At 57.3% G+C, this 24218-nt stretch carries 19 protein-coding genes; 8 read left to right on the top strand and 11 right to left on the bottom strand.

What is annotated here, in order from left to right; genetic code table 11:
• Window positions 1–68: 68 nt before the first annotated feature.
• From GFS31_RS14770 to petH, 6 genes are all read right to left on the bottom strand, one after another.
• The gene (locus tag GFS31_RS14770) at window positions 69–1460 is read right to left on the bottom strand and encodes a (Fe-S)-binding protein (RefSeq protein WP_198805567.1); all 1392 of its coding nucleotides are present in this window, start codon (window positions 1458–1460) and stop codon (window positions 69–71) included.
• Between the two features lie 116 nt (window positions 1461–1576).
• Entirely contained in the window at window positions 1577–2140 is a 564-nt protein-coding gene (locus GFS31_RS14765) for a glyoxalase-like domain protein (protein WP_317135036.1), read from the bottom strand.
• Between the two features lie 219 nt (window positions 2141–2359).
• Window positions 2360–5056, bottom strand: a complete 2697-nt coding sequence (gene cphA / locus GFS31_RS14760) for a cyanophycin synthetase (RefSeq protein ID WP_198805566.1) — start codon at window positions 5054–5056, stop codon at window positions 2360–2362.
• A 381-nt stretch (window positions 5057–5437) separates the two neighbouring features.
• Window positions 5438–6175: a DUF1995 family protein gene (locus GFS31_RS14755; protein ID WP_198805565.1), complete on the bottom strand. Its 738-nt coding sequence runs from the start codon at window positions 6173–6175 to the stop codon at window positions 5438–5440.
• Window positions 6176–6314: 139 nt separating this feature from the next.
• A complete protein-coding gene (locus GFS31_RS14750; protein WP_198805564.1) occupies window positions 6315–7637 on the bottom strand; it encodes a homoserine dehydrogenase in 1323 nt (440 codons plus the stop codon).
• A 235-nt stretch (window positions 7638–7872) separates the two neighbouring features.
• Complete coding sequence (gene petH, locus GFS31_RS14745) at window positions 7873–9099, bottom strand: ferredoxin--NADP reductase (RefSeq protein WP_198805563.1); 1227 nt, start codon at window positions 9097–9099, stop codon at window positions 7873–7875.
• Between the two features lie 272 nt (window positions 9100–9371).
• Here petH and GFS31_RS14740 point away from each other — a divergent pair, with 272 nt between their 5' ends.
• The 6 genes from GFS31_RS14740 (at window position 9372) to GFS31_RS14715 (ending at window position 17867) form a co-directional block, all read left to right on the top strand.
• Window positions 9372–10556 (top strand): serine hydrolase domain-containing protein, encoded by a 1185-nt coding sequence (locus tag GFS31_RS14740; RefSeq protein WP_198805562.1) that lies wholly within the window; start codon window positions 9372–9374, stop codon window positions 10554–10556.
• Between the two features lie 39 nt (window positions 10557–10595).
• Entirely contained in the window at window positions 10596–10970 is a 375-nt protein-coding gene (gene sodX / locus GFS31_RS14735) for a nickel-type superoxide dismutase maturation protease (protein ID WP_198805561.1), read from the top strand.
• A gap of 238 nt (window positions 10971–11208) precedes the next feature.
• Window positions 11209–13848 (top strand): bifunctional acetaldehyde-CoA/alcohol dehydrogenase, encoded by a 2640-nt coding sequence (gene adhE, locus GFS31_RS14730; RefSeq protein ID WP_198805560.1) that lies wholly within the window; start codon window positions 11209–11211, stop codon window positions 13846–13848.
• Between the two features lie 165 nt (window positions 13849–14013).
• On the top strand, window positions 14014–15189 hold the full coding sequence (locus GFS31_RS14725; protein WP_225907434.1) for a CobW family GTP-binding protein: 1176 nt from the start codon (window positions 14014–14016) through the stop codon (window positions 15187–15189).
• A 130-nt stretch (window positions 15190–15319) separates the two neighbouring features.
• Window positions 15320–16396 (top strand): glycosyl transferase, encoded by a 1077-nt coding sequence (locus GFS31_RS14720; protein WP_198805559.1) that lies wholly within the window; start codon window positions 15320–15322, stop codon window positions 16394–16396.
• 397 nt (window positions 16397–16793) lie between these two features.
• The gene (locus tag GFS31_RS14715) at window positions 16794–17867 is read left to right on the top strand and encodes an adenosine deaminase (RefSeq protein ID WP_198805558.1); all 1074 of its coding nucleotides are present in this window, start codon (window positions 16794–16796) and stop codon (window positions 17865–17867) included.
• A gap of 237 nt (window positions 17868–18104) precedes the next feature.
• Here GFS31_RS14715 and GFS31_RS14710 read toward each other — a convergent pair whose 3' ends face one another.
• Window positions 18105–18419, bottom strand: coding sequence for a hypothetical protein (locus tag GFS31_RS14710; RefSeq protein WP_198805557.1), 315 nt, complete (start codon window positions 18417–18419; stop codon window positions 18105–18107).
• 265 nt (window positions 18420–18684) lie between these two features.
• Here GFS31_RS14710 and GFS31_RS14705 point away from each other — a divergent pair, with 265 nt between their 5' ends.
• Together GFS31_RS14705 and glmS are read left to right on the top strand one after the other, a co-directional pair.
• Window positions 18685–19050 (top strand): hypothetical protein, encoded by a 366-nt coding sequence (locus tag GFS31_RS14705; RefSeq protein ID WP_198805556.1) that lies wholly within the window; start codon window positions 18685–18687, stop codon window positions 19048–19050.
• A 169-nt stretch (window positions 19051–19219) separates the two neighbouring features.
• Window positions 19220–21121: a glutamine--fructose-6-phosphate transaminase (isomerizing) gene (gene glmS, locus GFS31_RS14700; RefSeq protein ID WP_198805555.1), complete on the top strand. Its 1902-nt coding sequence runs from the start codon at window positions 19220–19222 to the stop codon at window positions 21119–21121.
• Window positions 21122–21538: 417 nt separating this feature from the next.
• Here the strand turns inward: glmS and GFS31_RS14695 are convergent, their stop codons facing one another.
• The 4 genes from GFS31_RS14695 to dnaN all read right to left on the bottom strand — a co-directional run bounded on the left by GFS31_RS14695 (window position 21539) and on the right by dnaN (window position 24211).
• Window positions 21539–21928: a HEPN domain-containing protein gene (locus tag GFS31_RS14695; RefSeq protein WP_198805554.1), complete on the bottom strand. Its 390-nt coding sequence runs from the start codon at window positions 21926–21928 to the stop codon at window positions 21539–21541.
• The gene (locus GFS31_RS14690; protein ID WP_198805553.1) at window positions 21925–22266 is read right to left on the bottom strand and encodes a nucleotidyltransferase family protein; all 342 of its coding nucleotides are present in this window, start codon (window positions 22264–22266) and stop codon (window positions 21925–21927) included. Before GFS31_RS14690 ends, GFS31_RS14695 begins: the two co-directional genes overlap by 4 nt.
• Entirely contained in the window at window positions 22263–22364 is a 102-nt protein-coding gene (locus tag GFS31_RS21695) for a DUF4058 family protein (RefSeq protein WP_198805552.1), read from the bottom strand. The genes GFS31_RS14690 and GFS31_RS21695 overlap by 4 nt, the downstream gene beginning before the upstream one ends.
• An 86-nt stretch (window positions 22365–22450) precedes the next feature.
• On the bottom strand, window positions 22451–24211 hold the full coding sequence (gene dnaN / locus GFS31_RS21480; RefSeq protein WP_198805551.1) for a DNA polymerase III subunit beta: 1761 nt from the start codon (window positions 24209–24211) through the stop codon (window positions 22451–22453).
• Window positions 24212–24218: the final 7 nt, after the last annotated feature.

Here is a 24218-nt window from a genome sequence, read left to right as displayed (position 1 = left end):
GAACCTCTGCACCCAGCGTTCTGCCTAGGGTAGGGATTCCTGGGGATGAGCTAGGAATCAATTTGAGATTAACCGCCGCGTTCAGCAACAATGAGGTCGCTCAGGGGGCGGTTCTGAATGGAGGCATCTAGCAATTCGATGGGATGGACAAGGGGCAAGGGATGACCTTGCTGGGCGAGGTGCTTCTGAATTTGCAGCGAGCAACCCGGATTCGGTGATGCGATGAGCTGGGCTCCGGTGTTAACCAGATTTGTGACCTTCATCTGGCCCAGTTCCTCAGCGACCTGGGGTTGCAGCATATTGTAAACCCCAGCACTACCGCAGCAGAGGGCGGCATCCACGGGTTCCCGCAGAGTAACGCCGGGAATTTGGCGCAACAGTTGGCGGGGCTGAAGGCTAATTTTCTGGCCGTGGATCAGGTGGCAGGCATCCTGGAATACGATGGGTAGCTCACCTTCGGTAAGGGGATACAGGGGAGCAGTGAGGCCGATTTCTGCCAGAAATTCATTCACATCGCGCACCTGGGCCGAAAAGGCTTGGGCACGATCTCGGTAGACGGGGTCATCCTGCAAAATGTGGCCGTATTCCTTGAGGGTGTGGCCACAGCCAGCGGCGTTGATCACCACGTAATCCACCTGGGCCGCTTCAAACACGTCGATCATCTGGCGAGCGAGGGCTTCGGCCTGGGAAGACTCGCCTTGGTGGGCGGGCAAGGCGGCACAACAGCCCTGGGCGCGGGGGATCACCACCTCACAGCCGTTGGCACTCAGCACCCGCGCCGTCGCGGCATTGACGTCGGAGAAAAAGACCCGCTGCACACAGCCCAGCACCATCCCAACCCGGTAGCGCTTCTCTCCCATCGCGGGAACTACCTCCGGCAGGCTATCCCGAAAGCTCTCTGCCGTCACCGGAGGCAACAGGGATTCCATCGCCGCCAGGTTGGGGGATAGTTTGGGCAGCAGTCCCGTTTGCTGCACCAGCTTGGACAGGCCCAGCTTTTGATACAAATACAGCGGCCCCGCCGTCAACCGCAACCGATTGGGATAGGGAAAGAGGTTAAAGATCAGCGTGCGGATCAGGGTTTCGGGCAGAGTGCGGGAATGATTGCGCTGCACCTGGGGACGCACGGCGGCAATCAGTTGGTCGTACTGGACGCCAGAGGGACAGGCCGTGGTGCAGGCCAAGCAACCGAGGCAGGAATCAAAATGCTCCACCGAAGCTGGAGACAGGGGCGCTTCTCCCTGGTTGATGGCGTCCATCAGATAAATGCGGCCTCGGGGGGAGTCCATCTCCTTGCCAATCACCCGATAGCTAGGGCAGGTGGTGAGGCAAAAGCCGCAGTGGACGCAGGCATTAATCAGGTCAGAACTGGGGGGATGCAGGGCATCGAAGCCATCGGAGCAGGGCAAGGGCGCAGAGTCAGAAGGGGCAACCGAGGGTGAAGTCTCCGATGTTTGCATAGCCTAGGATATGACCGACGTTCCTAGCCTAGCGTGTTGACCGTTGGTTTTCCTAACCGTGAGGAAAAGACGATCCCTGGAAAATTTAATTCCTAGGATAGGCATTGCGCAGAAGGTTAACCATTAACCTCAGCAAGCTCAATAATTTGTTCTTCGTAGTCTCTGACCAAAAAGTTCAGGGGGGTTTCGGTCAGAATTTTGTGTTTAATACCCGTGAGCTGCACCCGCATGAGGATGTATTCCAAACATTTGCGGTCAAAACAAACGTGGCGCTGACGGTTGCGCTGTCCCAAACTGGCCCCAGAGATAATGTGCAGTTGGGTATTTTTGCGAAGCTGATACCACAGCCCATCTGGCCCCCCGGCTGGCCCCGCCCCCGCCAAGCTAGAGGTGCCGCCCATGTAGAAGGGGTCTAGGCCACCCGTGCCGAGGGTTTGCTCGTAGTTATAGTAGTAGTGCAGGGGCACTTCCGCCGCTGGCAGGTTTAGCATTCCCTCATAGAAACGGCGGGCCACTTCCAGGTCGGACACCATGATGGTGTAGACCTTGGGGGCGCTTTTCAAGAACATCCACATGGCCCCGGCATAGGCTACCAGCAGCATCACCATAATGCCCTGGGTGGAGAGGATGCTGTCCATCCCCAGCAGGGCCAAAGTGGGGGACAAGGAAGAAAAGGGCAAAGCGGTTAGCATCATCAAGCGCGTGAAGACAACGGCAGGGGCTAGTTTGGCTCAATCAGCGGGAGACTGCTTTCCAGTGTACCAAGTTCTTCCTAGCGCTTCAGGACAGCCTAAGTTGTTGATGGAGAAGCCAACACAGAACCCCGGTTTCTCAACTCCCTAGCGACGTCCTTGGAGTAAACCTAAGAAGAAACCAGGGTTCTATCCCCTACGCGCCAACTAGCTGTGGGCCTCCGCGTATTGGTCGGAGGTGGGGACGACGGGTTCGGAGGTTTCAACGGTGGAGGGTGCTACGTTGCCCTGGGGTAGGGGATTCCGGGCCTGAATCAGGCCGATGGCGCGGCTGACGCTTTCCGGCAGAATCACCACCAGGCTATCGTCGGGGGCGGCATCCAGGGCGGTGTTGACGGCCTCGGTTTCGTTGAGGATGGTGCGGTAGCTGGCGGCGGTGGGCACTTCTTCAAGGCCGTGGACAATCCACTTGGCAGCGTCTCCGCGAGGACGACCACGGGTGTCGTCGTCTTCCTTGACGATGACCTCGTCGAAGATTTGCCCCGCCAGTTTGCCGAGAGCGATAAAGTCCTCGTCGCGGCGATCCCCAGGGCCACCGACCACTCCGATGCAGCGACCGGGCCAGTTTTTCACAAAGCCGCCCAGGGCTTCGTAGCTGGCGGGGTTGTGGGCGTAGTCCACCAGGGCATGGAAGCGGCCTAGGTTAAACAGGTTCATGCGGCCTGGGGTTTGCTGGGCACCGGACTGGAAGGTGTGCAGAGCTTGGCGAATGTGCTCGATGCTGACCCCCTGGGCAAAGGCAGCGAGGCTGGCGGCGAGGGCGTTGGCAATTTGGAAGGGGGCCAACCCGCCCATGGTGAGGGGCACTTTTTCGGCCTGTTCAATCCGCAGCAGCCAGTCGCCCTTGAGGATGGACAGATAGCCATGCTCGTAAATGGCGGCGAGCCCGCCCTGTTGGGTGTGTTTACGCAGCAGTTCGTTGTGGGGATCCATGGAGAAATAGGCCACCTGCCCCTTCACCCGTTGGGCCATGGCGGCGACCAGGGGATCGTCGGCATTCAGCACGGCATAGCCGCTGGGCCGGGTGGTTTCCGCCACGATGCTCTTGAGGTGGGCCAGGTCTTCCACGGTTTCGATGTCGCCAATGCCCAGGTGGTCGGCGGCGACATTCAGCACCACGCCCACGTCACAGGCTTTGAAGGCGAGGCCAGAGCGCAGCATTCCGCCCCGCGCCGTTTCCAGAATCGCGACTTCCACGGTGGGATCCTGCAAAATCACCTGGGCGCTTTGGGGGCCAGTGGTATCCCCGGATTCCACCAGGTTTTCGCCGATGTAGATGCCGTCGGTGGTGGTGTAGCCCACCACTTGGCCCGTTTGCTTAAAGATGTGGGCAATTAGGCGGGTGGTGGTGGTTTTGCCGTTGGTTCCGGTGATGGAGACGATGGGCACCCGCGTGGGCGTGCCGGGGGGGAAGAGCATTTCCAAAATCGGTTCCGCCACGTTGCGGGCGATGCCTTCGCTGGGGCAGATGTGCATCCGCAACCCCGGAGCGGCGTTCACTTCCACGATGACGCCATCCATCTCGCGCAGGGGCTTAGAAATGTCCGTCGTCACCACGTCGATTCCAGCGATGTCGAGGCCGATGGTTTTGGCGATGCGCTGGGCAATCCACACGTTATCGGGGTGGATTTCGTCGGTGCGGTCGATGGCAATACCCCCGGTACTGAGGTTGGCGGTGGAGCGCAGGTAGCAGATTTCGCCCTTGGGCAGCACGGTGTCGAGGGTGTAACCCTTGCGATCCAGCAGTTGCCAGGTGGTACGGTCTACGGTGATGCGGGTGAGGATATTGTCGTGGCCGTCGCCCCGGCGGGGGTCTTGGTTGGTGATCTCAATCAGTTGCTCGATGGTGGACTGGCCATCGCCGACCACATGGGCAGGCACCCGTTCCGCCACCGCCACCAGGCGACCGTTCACCATCAGCACCCGGTGATCCCGGCCTTTGTAGAAGCGTTCGATGATGACGCCGCTGGAGACCTCCCGGGCCGCTTCGTAGGCTTCCTCGGCGGCTTCGTGGCTGTTGATGTCGATGGTGATGCCGCGTCCGTGGTTGCCGTCCAGAGGTTTCACCACAATGGGGAAACCGCCCACGTCGTTGATGGCTTCCTCCAGTTCGTCCTGGTAGTAAATTACGGTGCCACGGGGGACGGGAATTCCGGCATCCCGCAGAATTTGTTTGGTGCCTTCCTTGTCCGAGGCCAACTCCACCGCCAAAATGCTGGTTTTGCTGCTGAGGGTGGCCTGGATGCGCTGCTGGTAGCGGCCATAGCCGAGCTGGATCATGGCGCGGGTGGGCAGTTGCAGCCAGGGGATATCCTTGGTTTCGGCGGCGCGGACAATGGCTTCGGTGCTGGGGCCAAGGGCGGCATCTAGGCGGAACTCCGTCAGGTCGGCAATGTCCTGCTCTAGCTCGTCCTTGGCGTAGTGGCCCGTTTCCACCAGGCTGTTGCACAGGCGCACGGCGGCCCTGGCGGCATAGCGTCCGGCCTGCTCATTTTGGTACTCAAACACCACTTGGTACACCCCCGGTTCCACGGTGCCACGGGTGCGGCCAAAGCCCGTGGGCATCCCCGCTAGGGTCTGAAGTTCTAGGGCGACGTGCTCGACGATGTGGCCCATGTAGGTGCCCTGGCGCACTCGGCTGAGGAACCCGCCGCGATGCCCTGGGGAACAAAAATGCTCGATCAAACTGGGCAGGGTGGCCGACAGCGCTTCGTAAAACCCAGGGATTTGGTCGGAGGGGCGATCCGCGAGATCCTCCAAATCCAACCGCATCAAGATCAGGTTGGGGTGGCGGATGCTCCAGTAGTTCGGCCCTCGTAGGGTCTGGGTTTTAAGAATTCGCATAGATTCAGTTACTCGCCAGTGATGAAGGTTCGTGATGGCTGACAGCCCAAAGATATCAACCTTCCTAAGCCCTAGTTTCCGTAGCTCTGATGTCCCTAGGGTAGCAGTGCGGTTGGGGCGCTGTGCTAAGGGACACCGAGCTAGGGGACACCTTGTGGGTATCCACAGTTTAGGAGGCTTGCTCTACAGTTTTAAACTGTCCAAGGGCATTTGTCGGTAAACCCGGACATTTAGCATTTTTTTGGTTTTAGCATAGCGGAACAGTGCCGTGGGCTACATTGCGCCGCTGATGCCCAAAGTCCAACCTCCTAGCCTCCCACCATAGACGCTTTATCCGTCACGTTATCGATCACCGCAGGGATGCGAAACCCCTGGGAATGGCTACTGGCTCAGCGCCTTGAGGAAGTTTTGCAGATCCGACAGGAATCCTCCCCGTTTAGGCCGTGGGGAAGCATCTGCACTGGGGGCGGCGCTGCTGTCGGTGGAGGGTTCCCCTAGCAGGATCCGATCCAAGGCTTCGCCGGAGGGCTTTTGGGGCAGTTCCGCCACCAGGGTGTAGTTGTCCTCGTTGGTTTCTTGCCACACCTGCCAAGGCCCAGGGTAGGCCCGCAGCAGCACCGCCCCCGCCATGGGCCGCAGGTAATAGGCGGCTTCCAGGGTGCTGAGGAATCGCTCCCGCAGTTGCCGCCCCGCATAGCCGATGCCGATGGTGGCCACGTCCTCCAGCTTGGGGTTTAGCATAATCACAAACTTGTCCCCGGCTTGGTTGCACATCTCCTCCACCTGGGTCACTTCCACCGAGGACGGCTCTACAAAAATATAGGCTTGGTCGTCCGGCTCCATCTGGCCCTTAATTTCGCCAATGCCCCGCACCGAAAACTCCGGTTCGCCCCAGTCTCGCCGCGCCAAGGCCGCCGCCCCCGCGTCCGGGAAGTACATTTTGAAGGCCAGCCCCATCTCTTGCAGCACCGGGTAGAACTGCTCCGCCACGGGCATTCCCTTCAGTTCGGTATAGACCAGTTCTACGGTCATGCGGGGCACTCCGGCCTGGAGGGCGGCACGGGTGGCCTCACGGGCTTGGGCAATGGCGGTTTCGAGGCTGTCGGGAATGGCAGTCATGGCGGTGAATGGCAAACAGGATAGAGAGCTAGTCAGAGATGGGATGGACGAGGGAAATGAGGTTTGGGTAATGAACTGGGAAAACGAATAATCTTTTGATCTTTGGGAAGTGTTCTGGGGAAAGTGGTGATCCCCAAAGCTACAGGACGCGGATGACGCTGGCGACGCTGGCAATTTCGGGGAAGGCGCGAATTTCGTCGAGGGCGGTTTGGAAGTTAGATTCGGTCACTTCGTGGCTGACGATGACGATTTCGGCCCCGTCGTCGTGGATGCCCGTTTGCACAATGGATTCTAGGCTGACGGCATGATCCCCAAAGCACAGGCCCAGCCGACCAATCACCCCCGGTTCGTCCTTGGCCAGCAGCCGCACATAGAACCGACTGACGATGTCGGCCATGGGGCTGACTTTGCAGTAGTGCTGGTGGCTACAGGCCAGCAGGGGGTTGGCGGTTTTCGGCGTCACCTCGCGGCCCTGGCCCGAAACCAAGGTGGCGGCAATGTTCACAATGTCGGACACCACGGCGCTGGCGGTTGGCCCTTCCCCAGCCCCCGGCCCAAAGAACATCACCTGGCCGATGGGGTCGCCTTCCACCAAAATGGCGTTGTACACATCGTTGACGGAGGCCAATGGGTGAGATTCTGGCACCAGGGTGGGGTGGACTCGCAGTTCCAGTTCTTCAACGCTGTCTTCGCCGGGGGATCGGATGTGGCGGCGGGCGATGGCCAGCAGCTTGATGACGAACCCCAGGCCCTTGGCGTAGGTAATATCGGCGGCGGAAACCTGGCGGATGCCCTCGCTGTAGACCTCAGAGAGCTTGATCCGGCCCCCAAAGGCGAGGGAGGCCAAGATGGCGATTTTGTCGGCGGCATCTAGCCCGTCCACATCGGCGGAGGGATCGGCCTCGGCATAGCCCAACCGCTGGGCATCGGCCAGAATCGGCTCAAAGTCGCCGCCCTCCCGCTGCATTCGGGTGAGGATATAGTTGGTGGTGCCGTTGATGATCCCGGTGACGGCCTGGATCCGGTTTACCCCCAGGGCTTGCTTCAGGGGTTGAATGACGGGAATGCCGCCCCCCACCGCCGCTTCCAGCAGGACGTAGACCCCGGCTTCGTTCGCCGCCGTAAAAATTTCATGGCCGTAGCGGGCAATCACCGCTTTATTGGCGGTAACAATGTGTTTACCGTGGGCGATGGCCTGCAAAATTAGGGTGCGGGCGGGCTCTAGGCCACCCAACAGTTCCACCACCACATCCACAGCGGGATCGGTAACGATGCTCTCTAGGTCAGTCGTTAGGCAATCAGCGGGAATCTCAACGCTACGGGGCTTATCAAGGCTGCGCACCCCCACCTTGGCAAGGGTAATCTGGCGCAGCAGCGGATGACGGCCCTCTGTATCCAGCAGAATCTTGGCGGTGCCCGATCCCACCGTGCCCAACCCCAGCAGCCCAACGTTGATACCCAAAGTTCTATACCCCTAACGACGCGCTCTGGGTCTAATTGTAAAGGGAGACGGGAGCCAATAAAAAAGGAAGGCGTTTCCCCCTTCCTATGACACTCAAATCAAAAATAAGTTGTCTTGCTGGCAAGTTTGCCCTCACCCTAAATCCCTCTCCCAAGCTGGGAGAGGGACTTTGAAAGCTTTCTGGCTCCCCTCGCCCTCCTGGGAGAGGGGTTGGGGGTGAGGGTGTCTGCAAACCCTAGTAGGTTTCGACGTGCCAGCGGTGTTCTTTCTTCATCTGCTTGCGGAACTCTGTCCAGTCCACGCCGTGCTTGCTGGCTTCGGCGGACATGCCTTCATCGATGCCGTCTTCCATACCCTTGAGACCGCACATATAGGTGTGGGTGTTGGGCTTCTGCATCAGTTGCCATAGTTCAGCGGCGTGTTCGGCCACCCGGTGCTGGATGTACATCCGGCCACCCTCGGCATTTTGCTGTTCGCGGCTGATGGCGTAGGTGAGGCGGAAGTTGTCGGGGTATTCGTTTTGGATGGCTTCCAACTCTTCTTTGTAGAGAATGTTGGGGGTGTAGGGTACTCCAAAGATCAGCCAAGCCAGCCCCTTGAACTGGTAGTCGGAGTTGGCCTTGCGCTCAGCTTCCTTGAACATGCGCCACAGGTAGGCGCGGAAGGGCGCGATCCCCGTCCCGGTGGCCAGCATGATGATGGTGGCGTCGGGATCATCGGGCAGCAGCATTTCTTTGCCCACTGGCCCCGTGATTTTCACATCGGCACCGGGCTCGATGTTGCACAGGTAGGTGGAGCACACGCCGTAGACGGTTTCGCCGGATTCGGGGCTCTTGTACTCTAGCTGGCGCACGCACAGGGAGACGGTTTTGTCGTCCATGTGGTCGCCGTGGCGGGTGGAGGCGATGGAGTAGAGGCGCAGCTTGTGGGGCTTGCCGTTGGCGTCGGTGCCTTCGGGGATGATGCCAATGCTTTGGCCTTCGACGTAGTGCAGGTCGCCCTCGGACAGGTCAAAGGTGATGTGTTGAACTAGGCCGAGACCACCTTCGCCAACGAGGGGCTCGTTGGACAGTACCTTACCGACGTAGGGAGAATTGGGCTTGTAGATGTTGACGGGAACATCGGCCTTTTTGGCCTTGGGGGTGGCTTGAGTCATGGGCTTCGCTGTGGGTTCAGGGGTCACAGGCGCTGACTCAATCACCGTCGGGGTGGCGTTGGCGATGGCTCCCACGGCTTCCATGGGGCGGATGCTGACAATTTTACCGCCCATGCGGGTGATCCGCTGCATTTCTTGGTTCATACGGTTGTAGGGCACCGTGATGAAAACGCTGCCACTCTTGCGAATGGAGGTGGTCATCTTGTCGGTTTCTGCATTTTGGCGCAGACCCTGCACCTCGTATAAAAATAAACGGCTACCAGCGAGGCTGCTGGCGTTGCCGCCGCTCACACTTGGATTGTACATAGTTAACTTGCGACTCTCTTAACCCTACTAGTGGCAACAGGCGCACGGAGCACAACCTGCCGCATCAAGCGCGGCCTAACCAAGGGAACCCCCGGCCAATCCTAACGCCCTTATCTTTTTATTAGAGTATCACTGTAGGTCGGCCTACAGGGTAGAGCATACAAGTTGTTCGGTCTTCATCGACAGGGATTGCCATCGCCAAGCAACCGAGGTGATTGGCATCGCCAAATCGTCATTACCTTAGTCAGTTATTCGTTAAAAGACTGTGTTCTATGCAGCATCTTGGGCTGAAAGCGGTGGCAGGGGTTGGCATGGTTCTCCTAGGCATCCTGGCCAGTCGGGTCGATTGGCGACTGTGGACGCGATCCCTGAGCTATCCAGATCGCCCCATTACCTCAGTGGACTGGTATCGGCCTCGCTATCTGGTACCAGGAAACCCCACGCCACCACCCTGGACGGTGTCCACGCCGACGGACGCGCCAGGAGAACTTTCCCCAGCGGTACTCGAAGAGGTTGCCGCCTTTGCGGAGGCCCAAAATTCCGTGGCGCTGCTGGTGCTGCATCGGGATCGCCTGGTTTTTGAGCGCTACTGGCAGGGGCAGGGGCCAGAAAGCCCGGTCAACGGCATGTCAATGACCAAAAACCTGCTGGGCTTGCTGATTGGCGTGGCCTTGGCAGAGGGGCACATCAACGCCCTGACAGATCGCGTGGGCGACTACCTGCCGGAATGGGCCAACGATCCCCGTGGGGACATCACCCTGGAAGACTTGCTCTACATGAAGTCCGGTTTGCGGAATGACGACCGCACCGATTCCCTAGAGTCTGATCTGGTGAAGCTCTACGGCGGATCGAACCTGCGCCGTTTGGCTTTGTCGATTCCCCAGGTTCAGCCCCCTGGTCAGGTGTACGAATACAACAACGTCAATTCCCAACTGCTGGCCTTTGTGCTGGAATCCGCTACGGGTGAGCCTTGGGGAGACTACCTCTCTAGCCGTCTGTGGCAACCCCTAGGGGCCGAGGACACCTTTTTGTGGATGGATCGACCAGGGGGCAGCGCCAAGGCGTTTTGTTGTTTCTTTGCCACCGCCCCGGATTGGCTGCGGGTGGGGCATATGCTGTTGCGCCAGGGCCAGGTGGGCAACAATCCAGTGATTCCCGCAGACTGGATCACCACAATGCGCCAGGAGTCTCCCCTAGAACCCACCTACGGGATGCACCTGTGGATTAAAGCCCGCACCCCCGACTACCCCAACGTCAATTCAGCCTCCTCGGCCCCCTTTCTGGATCCCGACGCCTTCTACCTGGATGGCCGCCACCACCAAAAAGTGTATGTTTTGCCCACCTACGATATGGTGATCGTGCGTTTAGGCGAAGAGCCGCCCACCTGGGACGATGCAGTAATTCCGAATACCTTAATTCGTGCCCATCTAGCGGCTAGAGAAGCAGGCAAACCGTAGGATGATAGCGACCTGCTCAAAACCGCCAATATCGCTGCCATGGTTAAGCCACTGCCGCCCACCCCACCCCAGACCCTGCGCTCCAGCCAATGGGCCGACGTCGGGCTGTGGATCTTACGGCGACGGCAACGGTTCCGGATCACGGGCGACTCCATGCAGCCCCTACTGCGTCCCGGTGAAGAGGTGCTGATCGATCCCAGGGCCTATCGCCATCATCCGCCCCAACTCGGAGACTTGGTGGTGGCGGAACATCCCCAGCAACCTGGGTTTCGACTCATCAAGTGGGTGGTGGCTGTAGAACCCCAGGGCTGCTTCCTCCAGGGCATCAACCTAGCCGCCAGTACTGACAGTCGATCCTTCGGCTGGGTTCCGCCAGAGGGCATTCTAGGTCAAGTCATCTGCCGCTTTCCCTAGCGCTTACTCACCCTCCGATGAGTTGGGCGCGAATAGGTTCCAGGGGGCGCTAAGGACGTCAACGTTATGAAATGATGAGTGCTTTTAGCAGGGGTTGGGCCTAAAACGTTAAGAAAAAGTGGCTGAAACTCGTGGGTTTCAGTAGGTCACTTCTAGGATGCAAGGGAAGCGGGTTCCGATAGTTGGATAAGTTTTGACGGTTTGATCTTCTTTCTGCTGCTCTCTCCAGGATTTTGCTATGGCGATTACCAACCTCGAAGAACTGGAAGCCCTGATTGCCCGCGTGAAGGCGGCCCAGCGCCAATACGCTGAATTTACCCAAGCCCAGGTGGATCACATTTTTAAGCACGCAGCCCTCGCGGCCAACATGGCCCGCATTCCCCTGGCCAAGGCGGCGGTGGCGGAAACGGGCATGGGCGTGGTGGAGGACAAGGTGATTAAAAATCACTTCGCCTCGGAGTCCATCTACAACAAGTACCGGGACGAAAAAACCTGCGGCGTGTTGGAGGAGGACAAGTCCTTTGGGATGCAGAAGATTGCCGAACCCGTGGGCCTGCTAGCGGGGATTGTGCCCACCACGAACCCGACCTCGACGGCGATTTTCAAGGCTCTGCTGGCGCTGAAAACCCGCAACGGTATTATCTTCTCCCCCCACCCCAGGGCCAAGGGCTGCACCATTGCCGCCGCCAAGGTGGTCTTGGATGCGGCGGTGGCGGCGGGGGCTCCGGCGGATATCATCGGCTGGATTGACGAACCCACGGTGCCCCTCTCCCAAGCCCTGATGCAGCACCGGGACATTAGCCTGATTCTGGCCACGGGTGGCCCCGGTATGGTGCGGGCGGCCTATTCCTCCGGCAATCCCTCCCTCGGCGTGGGGGCGGGCAACACTCCGGCGGTGATCGACGCTACGGCTCACCTGAAAATGGCGGTGTCCTCCATCCTGCTCAGTAAAACCTTCGACAACGGCATGATCTGCGCCAGCGAGCAGTCGGTGGTGGTGGAAGACTCGGTCTACGATACCGTGCGCCAGGAGTTTGCCGACCGGGGAGCCTACCTGCTCAACGCTGAAGAACTGGACAAGGTGCGGCAGATTATCCTCAAGGATGGCCACCTGAACGGCGCGATTGTGGGCCAGCCCGTCCAAAAACTGGCGGAACTGGCGGGGATCACCATTCCCCCCACCGCACGGGTGATCATCGGCGAGGTGGACATCATCGGCAGCGAAGAACCCTTCGCCTTTGAAAAGCTTTCCCCCATCCTGGCCATGTATCGGGCCAAGGATTTTGCGGACGCCGTGGACAAGGCCCAGGCGCTAATCAGCTTTGGCGGACGGGGCCACACCGCCGTCCTCTACACCTCCCCCGACAACCAAACCCACATTCGCCAGTTTGAGCACAAGGTAGAAACCGCCCGTGTGCTGATCAACACCCCCGCTTCCCAGGGGGCGATTGGCGACCTGTTCAACTTCCGCCTCGACCCCTCCCTCACCCTGGGTTGCGGCACCTGGGGCGGCAATTCCGTCAGCGAAAACGTGGGCGTGCAGCACGTCCTCAACATCAAAACCATCAGCGAACGGCGGGAAAATATGCTGTGGTTCCGGGTGCCGCCCAAGGTTTACTTCAAGTACGGCTGTCTGCCCGTGGCCCTGCGGGAGTTGGCGGGCAAACAGCGGGCCTTCATCGTCACCGACAAACCCCTCTACGACCTGGGCATGACCAAGGGTCTAGAGGAAGTCCTCGAAGAGGTTGGCCTCAAGTACGACATTTTCTATAACGTGGAACCCGATCCCTCCCTGGCCACGGTGCGGCGGGGCCTCGCGGTGATGAACACCTTTAATCCCGACATGATCATTGCCTTTGGCGGCGGCTCGCCTATGGATGCGGCCAAGGTGATGTGGATGATGTACGAACACCCCGAAATTGAGTTTGAGGGGCTGGCCACTCGGTTTATGGACATCCGCAAGCGGGTTTACGACCTGCCGGAACTGGGCCAAAAGGCCATGATGATCGCCATTCCCACCACGTCGGGTACAGGTTCCGAAGTCACGCCCTTTGCCGTAGTCACGGACGAGCGCACCGGAATCAAGTACCCCCTGGCGGACTATGCCCTCACCCCCAATATGGCCATTGTGGATCCCGAACTGGTGTTGAATATGCCCAAGGGCCTAACGGCCTACGGCGGCGTGGATGCTCTCACCCATGCGCTGGAATCCTACGTGTCGGTCTATGCCTCGGAATATACCAACGGCCTAGCGTTGGAGGCAATTCGGCTGTTGATGAAATACCTGCCCAGCGCCTACGAAAACGGAGCCAACGATCCCAAAGCGCGGGAAAAGGTTCACTATGCCGCCACCATGGCCGGAATGGCCTTCGCCAACGCCTTTTTGGGCATTTGTCACTCCATGGCCCACCAGCTAGGGGCCACCTTCCACGTCCCCCACGGGTTGGCCAACGCGCTGATGATCTCCCACGTCATCCGCTACAACGCCACCGATGTGCCCTTCAAACAGGCCATTTTCCCGCAGTACAAATACCCTAATGCCAAGTGGCGCTACGCCCGCATTGCCGACCACCTGCAACTGGGCGGCAGCAGCGAGGACGAAAAGGTGGAACTCCTGATTGCGGCCATCGAAGACCTGAAGCGCAAAGTCAACATCCCCTCCTCCATCCGTGAGGTGATCAACGAGGATGAACATACCTTCTTCGCCCACCTGGAAGGCATCGCCGACCAAGCCTTCGACGATCAATGCACCGGAGCCAACCCCCGCTATCCCCTAATCTCAGACCTCAAGGATCTCTATACAGCGGCCTATCGAGGCGTTCAGGTAGAGGCCACCCTACCCCAATCGGCAGACCAGGCGGTGGAAGCGATGCACTAAAATCAAGCCCTCCACTAAGGCGGGCATTTTCCCAAACCGAGAGGGTGAGGTTTCCTTACCCTCTTTCCGTTGCTCGTTCCGCCCATAGAGCCCCACGGCAGGTGGTCAAGCATTCAGGGGGATTGATCGCTAGTATGGAGAATGTTCTCCGTTGTGCGATCCATTATGTCTACCGTTGCGCCTCCCCTGTCGTCCTCCACGATGGATGACACTAAGCATGGGCTTCCCGTCACCATCATCACTGGCTTTCTGGGCAGCGGCAAAACCACCCTGCTCAACCACATTCTGACCAACCAGGAAGGGCTAAAAACCGCCGTGCTGGTCAACGAATTTGGGGAGATTGGCATTGATAACGACTTGCTGATCACCGCCGACACGGGCGACGACACCATGGTGGAACTCAGCAACGGCTGTATTTGCTGCACCATCAACAATGACCTGATGGAGGCGGTGTATAAGGTGCTGGAGCGCCAGGACAAGATCGATTATCTAGTGGTCGAAACCACGGGCTTGGCCGATCCGCTGCCCATCGCCCTGACGTTTTTGGGCACGGAGCTGCGGGATCTGACGCGCCTCGATTCCATCGTCACGGTGGTGGATGCCGAAAACTACAGCCTGGATCTGTTCAACAGCCAAGCGGCGCACAACCAAATTGCCTACGGCGACATCATTTTGCTGAACAAAGCCGACCTGGTAGACGAGGCGGATTTGGATTTGCTGGAGGTGAAAATTCGCGATGTCAAAGAAGGGGCGCGGATTTTGCGTACCGTGAAGTCAGAAGTGCCGCTGCCGCTGATCCTCAGCGTGGGCCTGTTTGAGACTGATCAATACTTTGCTTCCAGCCGTGGCCATGACCACGACGCTCACGGTCACGATCACGGCCATGACCATGATGCCCACGCCCATGATCACAGCCACGATCACCACGGCCACGATCACCACGACCATAGCCATTGCGATCACGATCATGGCCACTGTGAGCATGATCACGGGCATGATCACCACCATTCCGACCACCTGGCCATTGATGGGTTTACCTCCCTGTCCTTTGCCAGCGACCGTCCCTTTGCCATTCGCAGGTTTCAATACTTCCTCGATAACCAACTGCCGGAATCCGTCTTCCGGGCCAAGGGCATTCTCTGGTTTGAGGAAAGCCCCAAACGCCACATTTTCCACCTCAGCGGCAAGCGCTTTTCCTTAGATGACGACGAGTGGAAAGGTGCCCCCAAAAACCAACTGGTGCTGATTGGCCAAAACCTCGATCACGACACCCTGCGGGAACAACTCAACCACTGTCTCTGTATGCCCACCGCCAGCCGGGGCAAGGGCTTTGGCCGTTAGGTCAAACGCTTGGGCTGCAATCGAGATCCCATCGGTCGGACGACTGGGCTGCAACCGAGGTTCATTCAACCGCGATAACTACCGTGGTTGAATGAAGGCACGCCTTATCCAGCCCCTAGCGAGGTTCTCCATGACGGCCCCCACCCTCTACGTCTCCATTACTAACCATGGCTTTGGCCATGCCACGCGGGCGGCATCGGTGGCGGCGAGGGTGAAGGAACTTGCTCCAGCGGTTGACCTGATTGTGGCGACCACGGCCCCCCAGTGGCTGCTGGACGAATACTTGCCCATAGAGTATGAGTATCGTCCGGTGGCGCTGGATATTGGGGTGATCCAGGCCGATAGTCTGACCATGAACCTGCCTGCTACCCTCGCGAAGCTGGATTACCTTCGCGCCCACCAGGCCGATCTGGTGGCCGAGGAGGCGGCGTACCTGAAACAGCGGGGGGTGGATTTGGTGCTGGCGGATATTCCCCCCCTGGCGGTGCCCTTGGCTCAGGCGGCGGGGGTGCCCTGCTGGATGATGAGCAACTTCGGCTGGGACTTTATCTATCGCGCCTTTGGGGCCGAGTTTGCCGAAGCGGTAGCCTGGATTGAGGGCTGGTTTCGCCAGTGTGATCGCCTGTTTCGGTTGCCCTTCCATGAGGAGATGGCGGCGTTTCCCAGGATAGAAGACGTGGGCCTCACCGGGGGAAGCCCACGCTACTCGGTGGCCGACCTGCGGGAGACATTCAGCCTCTCCACGTCACCAGAGCGCACAGTACTGCTCACCTTTGGCGGGTTGGGGGTGCAAGCGGTGCCCTACGACCAACTTAGCCGCTTCCCCGACTGGCAGTTTTTATCCTTTGATGTGGGTTTGCCGGATCTGCCCAATCTCTTGCAGGTGCCCCGGAAAGGGTTTCGCCCGGTGGATGTGATGCCGCTGTGTAGTCGGATGGTATGCAAGCCGGGATACAGCACTTTTTCGGAAGCCTGCCGCCTAGGAGTACCCGTCATTACCATTCCCCGCGATGACTTTGCCGAAGCGCCCGTGTTGGTCAACGGGTTGCAAGACCATAGCTGGCATCGCGTGTTGCAGCCGGAGGAGTTTTTTCAGCAAGACTGGGACTTTCTCACAGCCCCCCTCCACCCACCCCGCACCGATATCTCTCTGGCCACCGACGGCAACACCCCCATCGCCGAGGCCGTGGTGGCGTATTTGGCCTAGCTGGATATCTAGCCTCTGATATTTATGTAGTTGAATATATGGTCAATCCGTAGAATTTACGATAGAACAGATAGAACCATAATTTTTTTAACGTTTTTCGTTACCTACAAGGCGTTGCGCCTGTCGATGTCCGCTGAGGGTTGGGGTTCCAACTTCGGTAGTTTGAGGGCATTCTGATCTCGTCGCGGGTGCAGATCCCATCCTGGGAGAGCCCAGCTAGGCATCGTGGGCCAAGGGACATCGGCCAGGGCAAGGTTCTTCTCCTTGCGCAACGAAAGCTGTATTCCGTGAAGGGTTATCTCCGTTATCAGGGTGGTTTGGCACACCTGATGGTTTTGCTTTATCTACAGTTAGTTTTCCGATTTTTTGCGACATTACCTTACTAAGGACACTTGCGATGAGTCTCTATGCCGAACTTCACCGCCATCTGGGCGGATCTGTGGTGCCCCGCATCCTCTGGCGCTACTTTCAGCGCAATCGGCCCGATCTCTCTGGCCAATTTGCCGACTATGCCGCCTTCGAGCGGTTTTATACCCAACCCCGCAACACCCTGGCCGAATACCTGGAGCTACATACCCTGGTGGAGAGCGTGCAAACCCAGGAAGCCCTGCCCTACTTCATCTATCGCCTGATTCGCGGAGCCTACATTTTTGAAAACCTGGCCTACCTCGAACTGCGCTACACCCCCTACCTCCGCACCCCCGAACACCTGCCCCAACACCAGCGCATCGAGGCCATGGCCAACATTGTGGAGGTGGTGGGCCGCGCCAGCCAGCAGGTGGAATATCCCATCATCACCCGGCAAATTTTGTGTATACACTCCAGCCTGCCCCACGAGGTGAACCGGGCGATTGTGGAACTGGCGGCGCAGTACCCCGAATACGTCTGTGCGGTGGATGTGGCCGGGGGCGATGCTCAATACGTCGAACGGATGGAGGAGTTCATCCAGCTCTACCAGCGGGCACAGCAGTTGGGCCTGAAGACCACCGGGCACCTCTACGAAACCCCCGCCGGATGCCATCCCCAGCTCTTACCCTACCTAATGCGGATTGGCCACGGCATTCAAATTCCCCTGCGTTATCCAGAACTGTTGCCGGAACTGGCGGCCCGGGGGCAGTGCCTAGAGGTGTGCCCCACCACCTACCTCAAAACAGGCACCCTGCAAGAGATTCACCAGCTCCGCACCGTGTTTGACCGCTGCTTTGAGGCTGGGGTAGACATCGCCATCTGCACCGACAACGCCGGATTGCACAACGTCCGCCTGCCCTTCGAGTACGAAAACCTGCTCACCCACGATGTAATCGGCTTTGATGTCCTCCAAGCTTGCCAAGAAGCCTCCTTCCGCCACGCCTTTGCATGGCCCCACAACCACCCCCCCAGCGCCCTGCTGACGGATATGCTGCTGGAGGCCAACGGCATGGATCTAGACGACGCCATGGCCGCCGACCGAGAAGCCCTGGCCCTATCCTAGGCTCAGGCGATCACTCACTTGTCTGACAGCCCTGAGCTTTCCCCTCCCCCTCCATCTCTCTCCCACGTTGGGGAAGGGGTTTTGAGGCGCTTCCGGCAACTGGCTCCCAGCCTGGGGCAGGAATAGGGGCAAGGAGCGGCCTAGGGCTTGGCAACGGGCCTCTTGGAGGCTGACCTTAGGAATCCGACCTTGGGAGTCCGACCTTGGGAATTGAGTCTTGGCAACCGAGGGTACCCCCTAGCGGCGACCATAGAAGGACACCTCAAGGTCGGCACACCAACTGGCCGTGAGGTTTTCGTAGAGAAAGACGCGCTCCACCTGGTAGTACACGCCGTCCCGAAAGAGGCAGTCGCCCACACGAGGGATGATCGAGTAGATGGCAAACCACAGGGCATCTTTGTCGGGGGCATTGGGGTGCTTGCTGCGGGCCGCTAGGTAAAACACCTGCACCTGATAGCCCTTGCTGCCAGAGGCGGGGGGTGGAGGCGGGGGCGATAGGGGGCCACTTTTCTGAGATGGGCCACTTTTTTGAGATGGTTTTCGTGGGGCCATGGGGGTTCCCCTGCCAAGACATAGGCACAACAGAGGTTCTACCACAACTCATCGAAGACTGCACCTCCAAGATTTCATAGGGCCATAATCTGGATTCACATTTCCAATACATCGACCCTGGATAAACTCTGTAAAATAGTATTAAGAAGCACATAATAGATGCCTCTGTTGTGGGTATTTGCTCATCAGACGGCTCTGTTGTGCTCCTCGGAGGTCTCTGCCTCTGCTCGGTCGTTTCAGTCCCTTCTTTTACCCAGGTCGTTCTATGATGTCGTCTTTCTCTGCGAGTTCTTCGGCCAACGCCGATGATGCGGATTATGTTCTAGGCCAAACCGGAGACACCGTGGTTTACATCTTTCCCACGGGCCATGCGTTGATGAACCGCGATACGGACAATGCCTCTGCGGCGCTGGTGGAGTATCAACAAAAAACAGCCCCCAACCAGCCCCAACCTCCGGCGACGGCCTCTCAGCCCACCGATCCCTCCGGCAATGAAGAGGAATCGGCGTTGATTGATCAGCTTTTGGCCGACGGCAAGGTAACGGTGGCCCAAATCCAGGTCGCCCGCTACGACCAATCTGTCACCGGGATGTCCTTAGCAGAAGCCCTGACCCTGCGGGGTTGGCTCTAGGATCGGCTCAGTCTAGCCCTTAGTCCCCTCCGCTAACATCACACAGAACGGGGATCACCGTGTATCCTAGTCTGCATTCTGGCGGGTGCACTTTGGGTAGCTAGGTTCTGATCCCCAAGGGCGCTACCCTAGGAAAACTAACTGAGCCTAGCGCTGCGGAGGAACGGCTATGTGTGGCATTGTCGGATATATCGGAACCCAGGCCGCGACCACGATTTTGATGGAGGGGCTGCGTAAGCTGGAATATCGCGGCTACGATTCGGCGGGCATTGCCACGGTGTTTGAGGGCGATCTGCACTGTGTGCGGGCCAAGGGCAAGCTGCAAAATTTGCAAGATAAAATCGACGGCCTAGAAAATCCGGCCCGCCTCGGCATTGGCCATACTCGCTGGGCCACCCACGGCAAGCCCGAAGAATACAACGCCCACCCCCACCGCGACAACGAGGGTCGTTTGGCCGTCGTGCAAAACGGCATCGTCGAAAACTACCGAGAACTGCGAGAAACCCTGAAGGCCGCAGGTCATACGTTTGTCTCCGACACCGATACCGAGGTGGTGCCCCATTTGGTGTCCTCCCACTTGGCCAAGATCGGCAAAACCGGGGACTTTCAGGGCCGATCCCCACTGCTGGAAGCGGTGCGGCTGGCCTGTCAGGAGCTTCAGGGAGCCTTTGCCCTGGCGATTGTGTCGGCGGACTTTCCCGATGAACTCGTCGTCGTGCGGCAGCAGGCTCCCCTCGTCATCGGCTTTGGCCAAGGGGAATTTTTCTGCGCCAGCGACACCCCCGCCATTGTGCCCTACACCCGCGCCGTGCTGCCGTTGGAAAATGGCGAACTGGCCAGTCTCTCGCCCCTCGGCGTGGCGGTCTACAACTTCGCCGGAGACCGCCAGCGCAAGCACCCCATCACCCTGAACTGGAACCCGATTATGGTGGAAAAGCAGGGCTTCAAACACTTCATGCTGAAGGAAATCTACGAACAGCCCGGAGTGGTACGCACCTGCCTAGAAACCTACATCGATAACGAGGCCACGGCAGAATCGGGGCGTTCCCCGGTGCAGTTGGGCATGGCTGATGGCGTGCTGGACGGGTTGGATCATGTACAAATTGTGGCCTGTGGCACCAGTTGGCACGCCGCCCTAGTGGGTAAGTATCTGATTGAACAACTGGCGGAACTACCTGTGATGGTGCAGTACGCCTCAGAGTTTCGCTACTCCCCCACGCCACTGATCCCCAACACCCTCACTATCGGCGTCACCCAATCCGGCGAAACCGCCGACACCCTCGCGGCTCTGGAAATGGAGCAGGAACGCCGCCGTGCCCAGGGCGATCCCCGCTTTGCGCCGCGCCTGGTGGGCATCACCAACCGCCCCGAAAGCTCCCTCTCGCGATTAGTGCCCCACATCATCGACACCCACGCCGGGATTGAAATCGGCGTGGCCGCCACCAAAACCTTCACCGCCCAGGTGATGGCTTTCTACTTCCTGGCCCTAGATTTGGCCTATCGTCGCAAGACCCTCTCGCCCCAGCGCATCGAGGAAATCATTGAGCAACTGCACCAGCTCCCGGCCTACATCGAGCAAGTGCTCGAAAGTCAAGAGCGCTACATCGAAGAACTGGCCCACGACTTCAATGACACCCAAGACTTCATCTACCTAGGCCGAGGGGTGAACTTCCCCATTGCCCTAGAGGGTGCCCTGAAACTGAAGGAAATTAGCTACATCCACGCCGAGGGCTACCCCGCTGGCGAAATGAAGCACGGCCCCATTGCCCTGCTGGATGCCAAGGTGCCCGTGGTGGCCATCGCCATGCCGGGAAGCGTCTACGACAAGGTGCTCTCCAATGCCCAGGAGGCCAAGGCCCGCGACGCCCAACTGATCGGCGTGGTGCCCATCGGGGATGCTGATGCCGCCGAAACCTTCGACAAACTGCTGCCCGTGCCCCCGGTGGACGAACTGCTGTCGCCCATCGTGGCGGTGATCCCACTGCAACTGCTGGCCTACCACATCGCCGCCCGACGGGGGTTGGATGTGGATCAACCCCGCAACCTCGCCAAGAGCGTCACTGTAGAATAAAGGGCTATCTCACCAAAGAACCCCGGCTTCTTAAAGAAACCGGGGTTCTATCTTCACCACAACTATTGGAGGTAGCTATAAATATCATCTACGGTTCAAGTTCAGTAGCGGGATAAACCAGGCCGCTGTATAGTTGGCCACCAGGATCGCCAGAATGTAAATGGCTGTGTTGATGGAAGATTTACGCATCATGAAATCGTCTGAGCCAGAACAGAATCGAAAGGACAAAACACAGGCTCTCTATCATGACACCTTACCCGCCCTATGTTTTCTAGGGTACGACACTCTCCGTAACTCGTCCCATTTCAACGCTAACGGTGTCTAATCAGTTGTCATTAGTATCAATTGTCGCTTCGTAGGCGGCGATGGCTTTCCCCTGGCCGTTTAGGGCTTGCTACACAAGGGTTTTGATGGGGATCACAGGTCACGTTCTAGGAGTTGATGCACTTGGTTCAGGAAAGCATCAGCAATCGTGATTGCATTATCGACATCTAGGATAGAAACATTGCGTATTTCCCCATAGTCAGCGATTTGGCGCAACTCGGCTAACCAATTCAAATCTCGTCCCATACTATTTTCCAATATTCCAGGTTTCACAAAATTTAAGCTGATCGCTCTCAAAACCCCGGCATGACTCTTAAACTCTAAATTTTGTGCTAGCAACAAAGCAGATGCTGCGTGGAAAATAGCATAATAGGCTCTGGATACGGCATCATTGGGCAACTCAGCCGAACGCAACAGGTTTGCCGCTTGCAAGGACGAAGCCGCTCGTTCTAGATGAGATTCTATCTCAGGCGTACTACTCATAGGGCAATACCTTCTTGATGGATATTGCGATAAAGTTGAGTTAAACCTTGCTCAAACTCAGTAGTAGCGGCTGGTTTAGCTGAAATCCAATAACTGGAATCTAGTTGTAAGGGATAGAGTAAATCAACAATAGCCCGCAGTTCTTGGAAATAGTCTAAGGGCGGTTCTAACAGCACTAACAAATCTAGATCACTCTGGGGGGTTAATTGCTGTTTGGCCGCAGATCCATAGAGAATTAGGACTTTAAATCTATCGGCATAGTATTGCTGTAGCCGCTGCTTGCAATGGGTGAGAGTGAGTTGAATGCTGGCTGACAAAGGTGGAGTCAGAGTTTTCATTTTAGGCTCCTTGAATAACTTACAATTCTGCATCCGTGAGGCCATGGAAACGACGACTGTTCCAGATAAGGATCCATGCCCGGAAAGGGTGATGTCATCGCAAACCCATGCCCCAGTAACGGCCTTATCCCATCATAAAAGACTTTCTAGGCTAGCCTAGCCTAGCGGTTGTCCATCTGTTCTGTTACGGTACTTCATGGTGATTAAGGACATCATCGTTAAACCAAATACATTGATTCAGATGATGCCTTAAAGCTGCCCTGCTCACGGGTGGATAGTTAGGCTGCACCTTTCTCAGAGGTCTTCCATCCAACTCATGGTACTCAGTGTTCATTAAATCTGGAGCTACGCAGACCGTTAATGTGTCTGGGTTGACGGTAATCTTGAATGAGTCAAATAGCTTATGTAAGTCGGATCTCAGAATCAACCCATTGGATAGGTGATTAGTTTTCACACCTAGACAGGGAACAATATGGGCCGCCTCTAAAACATCCTTGACTGAATAACCTGTGATTGCACACCGTCCGTCATAGGCAGAGAGCAGTTTTTCCCTGAATACAGCTTGGCCTTCGCGAATGATGACCAGCTTTAGATCTTTTTCCCTCTCATCTTCAAGAGCAGCAATTTCAATGGAGTCTAGCCAGTCAGATTCATTGAGACTAAGATCTTCAGACTCTTCAGAATCAATATTTCCTGATTCTTCGTCCCTAAGAATTTCTGACTTTACGGCCTTGATTTCTTTTGATTCTTCTTGTTTAATATCTGCCCGGTCTTCATCCTCAGAATCTTTTGCCGACCCGTTGCGAATTTGAATCGGCATAACCAGATAGGTAATGTCATCCTCTCCAAAAGGACTGAATATTGCAGGACTTGTAGCTGCATTGCACTGAATCTTCACCTGATTGCTATCTATCGCTTTCAATCCGTCCAGCAAATAGCGCACATTAAAAGCAATTTCTAGATCATCGCCTATCATTTGGGCCGATAAGCCCTCACGCCCCTTCGCCACTTCCTGGACTTCTATCGACAGAGTTATCTTCTGGTCTTCGTTATTCAAAGAGAATTGAGCAATGTCATTTCTTTGACTGGCCAGTAGCGCTATGCGACTCAGGCTTTTGATTAGTTCATCTCGAGCAAGGATGACTTGACGAGCGAACTGCTTGGGCATCAACTGGCGATAGTTTGGATATTGCCCTTCCAGTAGTTTCGTAGTTAGCCTATGAATACCCATATCGAATAGCACATAGGTGTCATCCCAACGCACTTCCACTGTCCCTGTAAAGGCTTGGATTTTAAGGGCATAGGCTATGTCCCGCAGGGCTTTAGCGGGAACAGTCATATCCATTTCTGAAATAGAACTGGCCGCACTAGTTGCCGTTTTGACCACGGCTAAACGATGATCATCAGTAGCCGCAAATTCGAGGGTATCGGCATCTGATAGAACATGAACCCCGGTCAAAACCTGCTTGGTTTCATCATTACTTGTGGCAAATAGAGTCCCTTCTAATCCATACAGCAGCGACTTTGCTGACAGGGATACCGCATTCCCTTCCTCCACCGTTGCTAGAGAAGGATAGTCTTCCGCATCCAGTCCACGAATCTCGTAGCGCCCTGAGCTACTGGTTATTGTGACTGTTATCTCATCATCGACATTGGTTTCGAGTCGTATCACGTCATTAGGCAACCGAGAAACAATGTCACCCCACAGCTTAGGGGGCACCGTCAAACTGCCAGAGGTTTCAACTTTCGCAGAAAAGTAGCTCTCAATCCCCAACGCTTCATCGGAGCCTACTAAGGTAACGGTTTGCTGTTTTGCATCCGCCATCACTAAAATGTTGCCGAGGACGGGCCGACTTGGACGTGAGGGCACCGCCCGACTCACCAGGGACAGGTGATGATTGAGTTCACTTTGTGGACAACTAAATTTCATGGCGATTTTACCCATGTTTGGG

The sequence above is a fragment of the Leptolyngbya sp. BL0902 genome (assembly GCF_016403105.1).
Lineage (GTDB): Bacteria > Cyanobacteriota > Cyanobacteriia > Phormidesmidales > Phormidesmidaceae > Nodosilinea.
This window is presented reverse-complemented; position numbering and strand designations above follow the sequence as displayed.

What these genes read in the sequence shown, in the direction of transcription:
- GFS31_RS14770 (WP_198805567.1), bottom strand. Translation starts at nt 1,460, where the DNA reads ATGCAAACATCGGAGACTTCACCCTCGGTTGCCCCTTCTGACTCTGCG.
- cphA (WP_198805566.1), bottom strand. Translation starts at nt 5,056, where the DNA reads ATGCGAATTCTTAAAACCCAGACCCTACGAGGGCCGAACTACTGGAGC.
- GFS31_RS14755 (WP_198805565.1), bottom strand. Translation starts at nt 6,175, where the DNA reads ATGACTGCCATTCCCGACAGCCTCGAAACCGCCATTGCCCAAGCCCGT.
- petH (WP_198805563.1), bottom strand. Translation starts at nt 9,099, where the DNA reads ATGTACAATCCAAGTGTGAGCGGCGGCAACGCCAGCAGCCTCGCTGGT.
- GFS31_RS14740 (WP_198805562.1), top strand. Translation starts at nt 9,372, where the DNA reads ATGCAGCATCTTGGGCTGAAAGCGGTGGCAGGGGTTGGCATGGTTCTC.
- sodX (WP_198805561.1), top strand. Translation starts at nt 10,596, where the DNA reads ATGGTTAAGCCACTGCCGCCCACCCCACCCCAGACCCTGCGCTCCAGC.
- adhE (WP_198805560.1), top strand. Translation starts at nt 11,209, where the DNA reads ATGGCGATTACCAACCTCGAAGAACTGGAAGCCCTGATTGCCCGCGTG.
- GFS31_RS14725 (WP_225907434.1), top strand. Translation starts at nt 14,014, where the DNA reads ATGTCTACCGTTGCGCCTCCCCTGTCGTCCTCCACGATGGATGACACT.
- GFS31_RS14720 (WP_198805559.1), top strand. Translation starts at nt 15,320, where the DNA reads ATGACGGCCCCCACCCTCTACGTCTCCATTACTAACCATGGCTTTGGC.
- GFS31_RS14715 (WP_198805558.1), top strand. Translation starts at nt 16,794, where the DNA reads ATGAGTCTCTATGCCGAACTTCACCGCCATCTGGGCGGATCTGTGGTG.
- GFS31_RS14710 (WP_198805557.1), bottom strand. Translation starts at nt 18,419, where the DNA reads ATGGCCCCACGAAAACCATCTCAAAAAAGTGGCCCATCTCAGAAAAGT.
- GFS31_RS14705 (WP_198805556.1), top strand. Translation starts at nt 18,685, where the DNA reads ATGATGTCGTCTTTCTCTGCGAGTTCTTCGGCCAACGCCGATGATGCG.
- glmS (WP_198805555.1), top strand. Translation starts at nt 19,220, where the DNA reads ATGTGTGGCATTGTCGGATATATCGGAACCCAGGCCGCGACCACGATT.
- GFS31_RS14695 (WP_198805554.1), bottom strand. Translation starts at nt 21,928, where the DNA reads ATGAGTAGTACGCCTGAGATAGAATCTCATCTAGAACGAGCGGCTTCG.
- GFS31_RS14690 (WP_198805553.1), bottom strand. Translation starts at nt 22,266, where the DNA reads ATGAAAACTCTGACTCCACCTTTGTCAGCCAGCATTCAACTCACTCTC.
- GFS31_RS21695 (WP_198805552.1), bottom strand. Translation starts at nt 22,364, where the DNA reads ATGACATCACCCTTTCCGGGCATGGATCCTTATCTGGAACAGTCGTCG.
- dnaN (WP_198805551.1), bottom strand. Translation starts at nt 24,211, where the DNA reads ATGGGTAAAATCGCCATGAAATTTAGTTGTCCACAAAGTGAACTCAAT.